Below are 13,340 nucleotides of genomic sequence, written 5' to 3'. Positions count from 1 at the left end.
GTTCACTTTGAATGAACAGGCATAGTATTTTTATACCTTCATTATTTTTTCTTCATCTCATCATAAGTCAACGATAGTTACTACATGACTTTACTGTTTTTGAAATAATTTTCTGGCGAGATACGAATAGCAGCACCGGTTGGACAAGCCCGGACACATGATGCTCCACCATCCAGGTCTTTACACAAATCACACTTCACCGCTTTTTTCAACGCATTTGGATCGTAATCAGCTTGGCGATGACCTGGTGCGGCACCCAGACCAAATAAAGTCCACAAAATACCTCCGCCCCGTTTAGGAGGTTTTTGCACCGCCATTTGAATCACGCCATAAGGGCAATTTCGCTCACAGTTACCGCAACCAATACAAGCATCACTGATAAACACTTCCCCTTGCTGTGAACGACTGATTGCATCCGGAGGACATTCCTTCATACAATGCGGATGCTCACAATGTCTGCACGCAGTCGGCAGATGGATATTCGCAAATGTAGGGCCCAACTCCCGCTTCAGTCGGGACGTGCCGTTATGCGTTTCAGCGCAAGCATTTTCACAGTTATTACACTGAATACACAAGGTTTCGTCAATCAACAAAACATCAGATGCCTCACCCACACCTTGCCCGAGCAAGAAACGAATCAAATCACTTTCTCTGCCGGTGCTCTGTTCCAGCATGACATTATTCTGTGTGCGCTTCAGTGTTTTATCTTCAATTGATTTACGCAACTGAGGGTTGGCGGCAAGTTGCTGCTTAAAGCTCTCACCATTCAAAATCAGTGCCTCAGTCATCACGGTAGCAGTCACAGTGGCTGAGCGAGGAGCATCGCTCAATAGCGCCATTTCACCGACATAGTTACCCGCTGAAACATAAGACAAAATTCTTTCCTTGCCATCTGTCACTTTAGAAATAGTTACAGATCCACGCCGTATCAGATACAACCCGTCCGCGGTATCACCTTCTTTAAATAATACTTCGTTCGTGTTGTAGCGTTTCATCTGAACACTACCGGCAATCAGCGCATTGACTGCTTCTGGCGTCAACATGGGGCCAATATAGTTTGTGATAGCGTGCCTGACGAATACTTCATCCATTTGCTGGCGCACATCATCAACGGCAGAAATCAGTTTCAACATTGAACGACGTGGTGTTTCCAGTAAAACACAGTTCTTCCCTGCACGAATTGTCGCGGTACGGCGTCGTCCCGAAATCAGCCCCATCTCTCCAAAATACTTCCCTTTTTGAAGAGTAATTAATTTAGGCTTCCCATCCGCACCAGTGACTTCAACTTCGACCTCACCATCAACAATCGAATAAAAAGTATTGGTATAGTCGAATTTTTTGAAAACAATACTACCGGCACCTGGAATCAACAAATTTGACTCCAACATAAACTCACGCAACTGTAGTTTGGACATACCTTTAAACAAAGGCACATTTTCCATGATCGTATCGATCACATGGGAAACAGAAACCCCAGGCTTCCATGCTTTAAATTTTTCTCGCAGCAGAGGCTCATCCACCGGCTCCACCGGTTGACCGACTATGGTCTGAACCACTTCGTAACCTTGGTTCATCGCCTGTTTAATAAGTGGATAGCCGCCTAAAGCTCCAACGATGTACAAACCAGGAACATTCGATTCATAGGTTTCAGAAAGTACGGGTACTGAAGTAGGATTCGCATTTGGAAATACAATACCAAAACTTTCAATTAACTTTCTTGGTGGCGTCGCGCCCAAACGTGCAATGACCCGATGGCAAGGGATAGTCGTTTCCCCCTCTTTGCCATTAAATACAAAATTGAGAGGCATCCCATTATTGCCATCCTCAATCTTGACTGTGTTTGCACTGTAGCAAACATTGATTTTTCCTGTTTTCTCAGCAGCCAAAATCAACGTGCGATTACCATCCTTACAAAAAACAAATTCATCGCTACGATTCATGAGATACACAGTATTCTGATTTGCGAGTGCTAACGCATTTTCAATACCGGCATCGCCTGCGCCAATCACAATAATTGTTTCACCTGAAAACTCATCAGGATCCGCCAGCGTGTACTGGACTCTTGGATGATCTTCACCCGGCGTACCTGTTTTCCTGATATTACCTTGCAAGCCGATACCGAGAATGACTGATTTACTCGCATACTCGCTGCCATCTTCACTACGAATTGTAAACAAGCCTGTCTGTTCATCACGAGCGATAAAATTGACCCGCTTGCCATATTGAATATTCACTTTCAGTTTGGCAAGTTCACTGTTCCAGGTATCCAGCAAATTTTCCCTTTTACCAGCGGTAAAACTCATGTCACTACGTAATGGCAAAATGCCTGGCTCAGCCATGACATGCTTGCCTTTCTGGTACTTGAATATTGTATCGGAAGCGTGCTGCAAGTCAGCCTCCAACAACACATGACGAGCGCCCAAAGCACTGGCTCTGGCAGCAGCAGATAGTCCGGCAGGACCGGATCCTACGATGACGATATCAAAGCAAGAGTCCATACCCTCTTTCACCAAATTGATGTTGCTGTTATCAGTCATGAGTTACCTACTTAGCTGAAGATGAAATTAACGTACGCAAACCAGACAACTCTGCGCTGAATACATCTGGGTTATATTTTTCCTCATTGGCCAATACCTTGCGCATAGACGATAAACGACGGTTAATATCGTTCACAGACTTTAACGCACCTTGCTTGCTCAACGATGAGGTCAGGCTTGATATCGACATATAGGCCTGCTCGGCACCGGCATAATCTGAATAATTACCGGCACTTGCCTCATTAATTAAGGCTTTTAAAACCTCACGTAAAACCAGCATATCAAAATGTTTCTTTTCAAACAGTGCGGTGTACTGCCCGATCGTCACAGAAAGTTTTTTGGCCAACTCAAGTGGGTCAGTCTTCACATTGGATGTGCCTGCTATCGCTTTATGTAATTGCGATACCTGACTATTGAAATTATTTGAACTTGCAGGATCCACAACCGAAACAATGGCACGCAGCATCAAAAGATTACTGTCATTCAAATGCATACGCCCAGGTCCAACACCTAACCGAGGTGAGGATTTTTGTTCACTCATAGGATGGTGGCAAGAATGACAATCGAATAATACTAATTCTGGAAACAATCCATCTCTCCCCAGTTTGGGGTCAGTCAAAGTATCAAGTAATTGTTTTGAGGCAAGCGCCTGTCCTATCGCCCAGATACGAATGCTATTGTATTCACCCTTTCTCTTATTCCAGTCCTCATCGATTTTGTAATGTGCTGGCGCGATGTTAGTAAATGTCTCCAGCTCAAAAGAGATGCGCGGATGACCTGCACCCATGATTCTATGGGTGACGAAACGACTCTCATCACCAAAGTGGCAAGACAAACAAAGCTTCGCTTGCTCTACCGGACGATTTGTTGGGTACATTCCATTTTTTACATTGTCTGCATGCGTTGTACCTTGCACGGTATGCGAAGTAATCCACTTTTCTGCAGGTCCGTGACATGCTTCACAACCCACACCTTCACTCACAACATGCCGTTCACCTTGTAGTTTCAGCGCAGGATTATGCGCATGGCAATCAAGGCAGATCTTTGATTGATGCGCTGGTTCTTTCAATGCTAAATTTTTAGCTATTTTTCGAGATTTATCATTCAACAACACATTGTAAGCTTTGGCATGCTTGTCCAGACGAAGCCAGGTCGTGTACTCATTTTGCAGAACAACAGAATCATTCCATGGTGTTACCGAACCGTGACAAGTGCTACTGGCGCAGTTGACTGTTCCCACCGTCTGCGCATGAGCAGCATTCGGTAAAACAGTTTCTGCAGACGAGACAGAACTGTGTAAAGCACTGCATAAGAAACAGAGCAATAGACTGGTCTTGCATACAACCTTTAGAAGAAAATTATTTCTCACTTTGTCCCCTTCTGCATTGGCGCCACATTTTTACTGGCACGAGCAACAAAATCCTTCATATTGATTTCGTCAGTCACTTTCCATACCTGTCCATCTGGGCGCATATACAGTTTTTCCATTTCTTTCGCGATAAAAGGTCTGGATCCTATACGGCCAAATATTGCGATCTGATTACCGGTTTCATCGACTGCGCGGTCACGGTCCAATCCTTTGGACACTGCCATCGCAGGTGATGCTGTTTTACGCCATGCAATTAATTCTGGTTTAGGTTCAGGAGAAAAACCATAAAAACGCGGTTGTGTATCTGGCGAAGTTAATTGCAATACCTTCAATCCGTTTTTACCGTCTGCAACGTAGGCAAATAACGATGCATTTGTACTTCCCACTACAATATCCTGAACATCGTTCAATCTACTTTCGGCAGTAAACATTTGGTATAGCTGTGGATGATCAGGCTTTTCGATATCAATAATCGCCAAACCCTGATCGCTGGCAGCGACATATGCATAGGTGCGGGCCAAGTAGAGTTTTTGTGCATTTTTCAATGGCACGGTGCCCGCCAATGTTAACGGTTTCCCCGGGATAGTGACATCGATCACTTTTAAGCCTGTTTTATCTGTCACAAATAAATAGCGGAATTGCAAGGCTGAAGCGCGAACATCTTCCATAGGAATGGTTGCAAGATGTTTAGGTTTTAATGGATTATCCAAATCCAGTATCACGACTCCTTTGGGAGTAGCCACATAAGCAATATACCCACCCAAAGTAATATGACGTGCGCCATTCAGCAAACCACCCGGGTTCCATGTCAGCGCGCGCGTCAGGAAATTGTTTCTTGGGTCACCGTCAGCCAGAGTATCAACATTCGTCAAGATTAATCCCTCTTCAGAATCAGTGATAACAGCATAATGATAGATGGGATGGAAAGGCTGCTCCTGATTGGTCACACGCATCAGATCACCCGTATTACGCGTCGGTGCAATTGCCTGATTGGTTGGAATGGCCATACAAGTCGCATTTTTGGATGCGATATGGGTATTTTGACCGAGCGGAGAAAATGGTGCAGTAACGATCCTTTGCGATACGCCCTTATTAACGATATTAGCAGTATCGTAGACACGGAATCCCCCCCTGCCTTCGGCCACGAACATGTATTCACCTCGCAATTGCAAGCAATTGACATTGCCGTCAGTCCCCAGTTCGTGGGACTCTGTCAGTTCCATTTTTTTAGCCTGATGATTACCGAACCAGTCAGGATAGGCGTAACGCTGTAAATAACTGCCAATAACCGCTTGAGGCTCATTCCATTCTGTGACAGTCGTCGCCTCAATATGATTGCTCTCACCTATCCAAGCGTTATAGCCAACAAAATTCACAAAGTTCGTACCCTGAAGCAACAGTTGCGCCATGATTGCGTTGTTGTCATTATTTTTTGAGACATGACAATCGGTGCATGTTTTCGTTTCTTCTTTACGTTCCGTATGAGGATAGTGAGGCGCAAACGCCTGAGATGAAAACCCACTCGCGGCAATAGGAGGCTGCTGGATATAAATTTTCTCGCGGTTGATATTCGTCGACGATAAAACGAGTGCAGAACTTGAACGTACGGGTGTCACTTTACTTCCTTTGACTGGCCCGCTGATCCCCAACTGGAACATATCGTCCCTGACAACTTGTGGGTTGTAAGACGCGTAATTACGGGTTTCTCCGCCCTCATAATGATTGCGCTCAGTTTTCCAGTTAGCCTGAATCGGCAAGTGGCAACCCGCACAGCTGGTAGTCCAGGATAAATGACAAGTAAAGCACGTCATTTTCTCGTCATCATGCGCAAATTTTTCTACACCTGGTCCCCATTTTCCGGATTTGCCAGCATCACCAGCAGACATCAATTTTGCGCGTGCTGCCTTAGCGTTATATTTGGGATGATCAGGATTCACTGTATCTTTGACCAAACTCATTTCCCATTCTTTATCAGGATCAAGTGCAGCCCGCTGATAGAGCTTTCCATCACGCCATTCAAACCGACGTCTGCCATCCTGCGTTTTCAAAAGGCTCAAATCCATCCCGCCAGGCTTCGCAGCAGGTCCACTGGTATGCAATGTCGGATATTTCTTTGCCGTGCCGTGACAATCAGCACAGTCGATCTCGATTGCAGCCGCGACTTCACCATAGATGTGGCCATTGCCGTGCATATCCTGTGCAAAGTGGCAATCCACGCAATGCATACCGATATCCATATGAATGGACGACAGATGAACCGTCTTTTTGAACTTATCCGGATCATCGTCAGAGACAATATTACCTTTGGCATCCAGCAAGGCACCTTTGCGATTACGCTTAAATACGGCACGGAAATTCCATCCATGTCCATGATAATCAGCAAACTGTGTATCTTTTAATTTTGAATTCAGCGTAGATACATTCTTCAAGAACTCTGGCTCATTCCACTTGCCGCGTATAGCTGCTTCTTCAGGATTTCTATCCAGACCGACACGCGCTTCTGCGTCGGTAGGATATTTCTGTTTCTCTGGCCACATATGTGGCGCATCAGATTCATAATCCCACATTGTGTAACCATAAAACGAGTTCACAAAAACATTGGGCTGGTGCATATGACATACCATGCACTGAGATGACGGAATCGCCCTGGTGAACTCATGCTTCAGTGGGTGCCCGGATTCGTTCTTGGGAATGGTGGGATCAATGGTCTGCGTCGCGCCTACATTACCAAATTTGGCGTAGGGGCCTGAATGTTTGGGATCCCGGTCATTGGCATAAATCGTATGACATGCCGTGCAACCTGAAGATCGGTAATCACCGGGTTGGTCATTCGTCCCCAAAAACCACAGATGTGGATCATTCAGACGCGTTTTCGTAATATTAATCGCAGGCACCGCAATCCGACTACCTGTGCCTGGGCCGCGATTCGATTGCCGTATGTCGGGCCGTCCAGGCTCATCCAGTTTTTGTAGCGTTCCGGACAAATTGGGCAACCCTATTTCAGGAAACTGACTGGAAATTACGCGACCACCACGCTCAAAAACACGGAATATATCTGCTGGTGGAATCGTCTCCCATGCAGGTAATGGATACAGCCTGTCTAAGATTCCCTTAAATACAAAATGCTCATTATCTACTTTAATAGGATTAACGATCGTGGCTGCTTTACTGTCCCCAGTATACGATTCCCCGAGGATATAACGCTTGTAAGGAAGTATCCCGTTGTTATAACTTGCACCACCCCAAAGCATTGCAGACGTCGACATTAAACTACGCTCCTGCGCCTGAATGATCGGTAAATGGCAGCTACCGCATGAGTCGCGTGCGACCCGTAAATCACCCGGATTCACAAAACGGATATACGCAGGATGCTCTTTATTAAGCTTGGCAAACGAATGCTCAGGATTTGCTGAGGAGGGATATTTCCAAAATTTTTCATCTCTTGGCAATACGTGTGCCTTATCCATCGCTTTACGATAATCGGGTGCTTTTGAATTTAACAAGGAGCCAGAATAGGTAATTGCTGAATTTCCACCATGGCAGTCTGTACATCCTAAAACCACGCCTGGATTGGCATGCATAGTATGGCGGTCTGTGACCGTGTGACAGCTCATGCAGCCATCTGACTTCAATTTCGCCTGTACCAATGATTGTGCTTTTGGCGCAGCTGGTGCAATTTCATACGATCGGTCGGATAATTTAGTACCGTCAGATGAAAATGCAGTAACAGGCAACAAAAAACTAAAGAGGACCAGTAGCAGACTGTTTCTGATTTGACTCAAAAAAGATCGGTGCGACACATCTCTTGCCACGCATTGCAAGAATGTCAGCACAAAAAAAATCGACTGGGTTAGGCGTATATTTTTCAAAATGTCAGCACCACGTTTAATACTACGGAATAAAGGCTACCGCGCTTATCGCCATACAATGCCTTAAGACCTGTACCTGGTCTCAAAACAGCAGCTGAACCATTGATAATCATATTTTGCGTAAAGAAGGGGCGCAAATGAAAACCCACCGACAAATCGGTACCAATCGAAGATGAAGGCATAGCTTGATTACGCAGTAATGCAAGCGAGCTCGTTTCCATAAACCGCAAATAAGATGCGTTAGTAAATATCCGTAGCTCCGGCGTAATGTCAAAATCGGCCCCGACACCAACCAGACCAATGCCCGGATTAACGAAATTAGACTGCCCCTCATCTTTTGACGAACGTAATGAAGGCAAAATACTATTACGACCCGCAAGTGCCACACCACCACCGCCAATCAAAGGCATTGCCTGACGTATAAAGAAATTCGTGTCAGATCCGGCAAACTGAGGATTTTCTAAAATGGCATCGAAGCCAGTTGCTTTATTATCAAATGGGTCTTTATCTCCAGATGCAAAAAGCACATTGCCACGCAAACGCACCCAACTAAAATCTCGTGATAATTCACTGGCAAAAAAACCTGCTCTGATTTGCTGAGATTTCTGAGCGATAGAATTATGGTCATCTGTTCCAAGAGCGACGTATGCTGAAGTGCTCAGATTCCATTTGCCGAAATGGCCGTCACCGTTATAGCCAAGGTAAGTGACTTGATACTTATGGGGCTTTACGTCCCCGACAAAAGCAGGACGTACCAGAAATCCGTTATTGTCGTAGGCGAATTCTTTTTCGTTATTGCGATTATGAACAACACTGAACTGTGAAGTAAATCCCAGAACAGGCCAATCCTGACGATATAAGTTGGCAACAAATACGTCGTCTTTACGCAAACCTTTGCCAACATCGTTCAAACCACTATTGGTATCTTTTTCAAAACGACGGAACCACGCCAGATTATATTGAAATTGATTATTGCTTCTGTTCCCAAAAACGCGAATACCAAAAGGAGAATCCTGAAACAAAAATCCTCTGAAGTCGTTTGTGAATGGCTGTATGCCAACACGCAAACTATCGAAATCATATCGTTCAGAAACATTGCGCAAATGAACGTCGGCAAACAATTCCTGAACACCCACAAAATTATCTATCCTTCTTGTGCCTGCTGACGGATCAATATTCAATGCACCAGCTTCCTGTACACGAGCCCGGTTAAAATTGAAGACGGGTACAAACCGTAACTCATAATCAGGAGGACGGAATGTCGTGTCACCTTTAATTAACCCCAGGCTGACGATCAGGTTCTGTACAAATACATTTTGTTGACCTTGTCCAAAGATGTCGTTAGCACCAGGACGAAAAGCAATTTGACCGGATACGGGTGTTGGCAAACGACGTGCTTCAAACAAAGTATCCGAAATCAGACCAAGATTGAAAAAAATATCTTCGCCAAGATTTTTTAATACTGGTAAATCACCTTTTAACGGATTTTGATTATAGGGGTCATATAAGGGAAACTTAAATCCTAATGCTTGCATTAAGCGCCAACGATCCGGTACAGAAATGGATTCACGAGGCAAGTTTTGTTGGGGCGGCTCTACTTGTTGCGGATCAATCGGCGGTAAAGTCAATACGACAGGTGAATGACCAGGCCGGACATTCACTATCCCCTCCTTTTCATTTGCTACCTTTTGTGATGCTTCATCAACTGCAAAAATAGGAGGATTTTTTGTCGGGAATACCTCCACCGACATTTGCCCAAACTCCCCCGGAGTCCGCAATATCCATCCTGCCGTTGATGAGGGTAAGGCGACTTTGTACCAATCCCCACGTTGCTCAAGGACGTTCAGTAAATTTCCACGGGACACATGCGCAATGATCGTCGCGTTATTCTCCGGAGCTTCTTTTACACCGATCAACGTCGACATTACTTGCAGCTCAAGTAATTCTGGCGTTTTTTCGACAACGATGACTGGCGCGGTTTGTGCCATTGAGATCGTCGAGGACAACAACGCCACACAACATAATACTACGGAAGTTTTTGCAAACTTTTGCATATCAAATACCGTCGCAAACATTTTGTTCAGTGCTATTGTTAAATGGCGTCTGCGGGCATTGTGCATACCTGAGACGCTTACCTTGAGGTAGCAAAGTATCTGCACGCAAAACAGCTGGAGCATTTGCAATTCCCGTATTCAAGGTTTTTCCTGCTCGCGCCAAGCCAAGAAAACCAATCATGTCATCCTGATCAACACCATCTCCGGAAACGCCAATTGCACCAATGAATACGTTACCCCGATAAATAGGGAAACCTCCCGGAAATATCTGAATACCATTCTTCAGGGTCGCAATTCCATCATTTCCAGATACATCGGTACCGGTACAATTGTTATTTGTGTTAGCGGGTGCCACGATTGCCTGAGTAAACCCACGATAAACCAAATCTAATTGCAATCCATCATTAAACACACTCCAGGTACTCAAGGGTTTGGAGAACGGTCCGTTGATATTTGCATCAATACCATCAGGAAAATTTGGCCGGGCAATATTGCCGATCGCTCTGGCAGAAAAAGCTATGCCGTCAGAGAAAACTGCTGGATTGCCAAAAAAAGATTTAGCTGCGCTTGACTGGCCCGATATATACGTTGCGTCAAGGGTAAATGGCGCACCATTGGCGAAATTCATACCGCCAAGATAGGTGATAGGCGCCTGCTTGCTTAATGCAGAAGCGCTGAACGACGATGAGAAAAATGCAGCAGTTCTTGCCTTTTGCAACGAAACATCGGTACCAAACACAGGAGCATCAGGAGCCCGAACCAGACCCAGTATATTTCCTGCACTATCAACAACAGAGATCGTGACTTGTGCAGCAGAGCCTTGCGGGCTACGAATCTGCGCCCTGGCTTGATTTGCTACCGCAATTGCCTGAGAAAGTAATTCCTGAACTTCGGCAGCAGACATACCAGCACCACCTTTATCCAAGGCCAATGGTGCTTGAGATGAGGTTGGCGGATAACGATTAGTGGCAGTTGCGTTACTCGTTAAAATATAACCAGAAGAACCCTTAAAAGCAGAGGTATCAGGTGCAAAACCTGAGGCGACAGTTCCAAATGCGACGCCTGCACGTATCACCGTATTGTCGTAATACGTATCCACTGCTGATAATTTTCCGACACCAGCAACTTTGGCATCGCCCAGTGTTGAGGCGCTGACATTGACAAGGGAAGCATCGGAATTAGAATACGGTAAAGCAAGTCCACCAGCCGTAATCCGCTCTGCGCGAATACAATTCGGTGCTTCAAATCCTTTTAATGCGGATTGTGCAATACGCTCGTCAAGATCGGAGCTTCCTGAAGCAGGATCTTTGTCCAAGCCATATATTCCATCGGCTATCACACCGACACCACCAACCACACGACCATTTTTATATAAGGGAAATCCACCTGGGTCGGCAGATAAGCCTAATGGGGATCGCTTCGGTCCAGCGCTATCAGTGACGCCACGCGTGACTAAATCACCGCAGGGTAGTTGACTGAACTGCACACCAAACAATGGCCCACCTGCAGTTTGCAAAACACCCGGAGCAAAGTGATTCTGAATAATGTAGCTTGCAGTACGGGTACTGAATGCATTACCCGAAGAGGATAAATAGGCCCCTGTGATAGCTTTGGCGATAGATGCAAGTTCAGAGGGCACGATACCGTTAAGGCCATCCAGACCTTGTGCAGGAACATCTTTCAAGCTACCAATGTTAATTTTTTCTATAGCACCGTTCATCTTGAACACTGCAAGTACATTACCAGAACGATCAACAACAGCAAAAGTCGCCTTTGCACCTAATGCACTGGCTGCCTCTATACCTTGTGCAACAATTTGTTCGACTTCTATCGCAGATAATGCTTGTGGTTCGCTGGAAATGGAAAAATTACAAGCACTTGCAACAGTATTAGTTGCAGCATTTCCACCATCGCCACCACTACCGCAAGCGATGAGAATCAAAGCGCTTGCAGATACAGCAGAAATAGAGCGGATAGAAGAAACGCGTCCAACCAATCTGAACGGTCTTTTCACAGACAAGGCAAACTTCGTCTTTAGCAGGATATTCATTGCTTGTGGGCCTCTGACATTGGATGTGACTGACGAGTCTTAGTAAGCGTGGAAGGCGCACTAGCAGAAGGCATGTGAAATCCATGGCACAGACCACAATCCGAAGTCACCTTATTAACAACAGGCTCCTTACCGGCATGACAATCCTGACATTGTGTGATCATTGGCATCAACACGTCGGTTGCTTTTTTCGACTTTGGTGCATCATGGCAATCTGTACATTGTGCAGATACATGCTTGCTATGGCTGAAAGTGGCTTTAGGCATCCAGACATGCTGCGAAGTTACAGGAGCAATTTTCCATTGCGGCATATCCTGAGCTGGCGTCCCCTCCTTGCCATTTCCAGGTAAACGACTGACTTCGTGACAAACAATGCAGGAAGTTTTCTCGAACAATTCATTTGCAGATGCAATGGCACGGCTTTTCGCATCTCCGGGAGCATTGACATAACTTGCAACCGGTTGTGGTTTTCCTGGCCGGATAGTGAATACAGGCCCAGAATCCGGACGGCGGTCAACTGGGACACCGTTTACGCTGACATAACTGTAAAACTCTCGTAAGGTCGACAAAACCTGATTCACTGAGCCATGTGGTACTTCACGATTAGACACTGAAGGTTCAAACTTCAATGCATGACAACGTTGACAATTGTCTTTCATTGTGACTCGCTGAAAACCCACGCCATCCGTATTGGGTTTGTGGCAGCTAGCACATTCCATTTTCACTTTACCATCAGGACTACGGACTCCACCGGCAGCCAGATGCACATCGTGTGGAAACTTCAAACTATTTACTTCAGAAAGAGAGCTTTTTGCATTCAATCGTAAGCGAGAGAAAGTAACAGGTTGCGCAGCAGTTGCGACCTGCACTCGGAAGTCGGGGTGAGATTTTGCGAAATCTTTTACATTTTCTGTTTTCGTATCAGGAAAACTGGCTTTGATATCCGCATGACATGCGGCGCAGTTCTCTCCAGTGTAGCGCTTATTCTGCTGCGCCAGACCGAACTCGCCCTGATGGTCACGGTGACAAGTTGCGCATCGCACCTCATGCAAGCGATCAACTTTCACCGTTTTACTACTGACGTGATCCCCCATATTTTCATGGCACGCAACACAATCCTGATCTTTTACACGATTAAATGGTGCTGAATGACAAGCCTTGCAATCATTTGCCCAAGGCTGATGAGAACTGGAGAGTGCTCCCGGATTCCATGACACGTCGAGATTCATGTACGTTGGATGTGCTGCACCAACCTTGCTGGATTCAGCACCTGCAGTAGACATTCTATGTTTAGCCACACCAGATTGATGGACAGCGTCGGATGGCAGTAATCTCTGTAGCTCGGTATTTTTTGAGGCTTTAAAATAATTTCCCGAATAAATACTCTCAAAAGTAGACGGCCAGATACTTGCCATCACTGGTAAAACGAGAAAAGCAACAATCAAGATAATGAAAAAAAAC

At 45.5% G+C, this 13,340-nt stretch carries 6 protein-coding genes; all 6 read right to left on the bottom strand.

Annotated elements, in window-relative coordinates; genetic code table 11:
* Nucleotides 1-80: 80 nt before the first annotated feature.
* The gene (locus ACO0LB_RS12585) at nt 81-2,537 is read right to left on the bottom strand and encodes a cyclic nucleotide-binding domain-containing protein (RefSeq protein ID WP_423049497.1); all 2,457 of its coding nucleotides are present in this window, start codon (nt 2,535-2,537) and stop codon (nt 81-83) included.
* Between the two features lie 7 nt (nt 2,538-2,544).
* Complete coding sequence (locus ACO0LB_RS12580; protein WP_423049495.1) at nt 2,545-3,906, bottom strand: multiheme c-type cytochrome; 1,362 nt, start codon at nt 3,904-3,906, stop codon at nt 2,545-2,547.
* A complete protein-coding gene (locus ACO0LB_RS12575) occupies nt 3,903-7,520 on the bottom strand; it encodes a hypothetical protein (RefSeq protein WP_423049493.1) in 3,618 nt (1,205 codons plus the stop codon). The genes ACO0LB_RS12580 and ACO0LB_RS12575 overlap by 4 nt, the downstream gene beginning before the upstream one ends.
* A gap of 251 nt (nt 7,521-7,771) precedes the next feature.
* Complete coding sequence (locus tag ACO0LB_RS12570; protein ID WP_423049491.1) at nt 7,772-9,829, bottom strand: hypothetical protein; 2,058 nt, start codon at nt 9,827-9,829, stop codon at nt 7,772-7,774.
* Between the two features lies 1 nt (nt 9,830).
* Nucleotides 9,831-11,879 (bottom strand): heme-binding protein, encoded by a 2,049-nt coding sequence (locus ACO0LB_RS12565; RefSeq protein ID WP_423049489.1) that lies wholly within the window; start codon nt 11,877-11,879, stop codon nt 9,831-9,833.
* Complete coding sequence (locus ACO0LB_RS12560; protein WP_423049487.1) at nt 11,876-13,162, bottom strand: cytochrome c3 family protein; 1,287 nt, start codon at nt 13,160-13,162, stop codon at nt 11,876-11,878. Before ACO0LB_RS12560 ends, ACO0LB_RS12565 begins: the two co-directional genes overlap by 4 nt.
* Between the last annotated feature and the right edge of the window lie 178 nt (nt 13,163-13,340).

The organism is Undibacterium sp. SXout7W (genome assembly GCF_049339385.1).
In the GTDB taxonomy this organism is placed as follows: Bacteria; Pseudomonadota; Gammaproteobacteria; order Burkholderiales; family Burkholderiaceae_D; genus Undibacterium.
The sequence above is the reverse complement of the archived record's forward strand: the minus strand, read 5'-3'. Positions and strand labels throughout refer to the sequence as shown.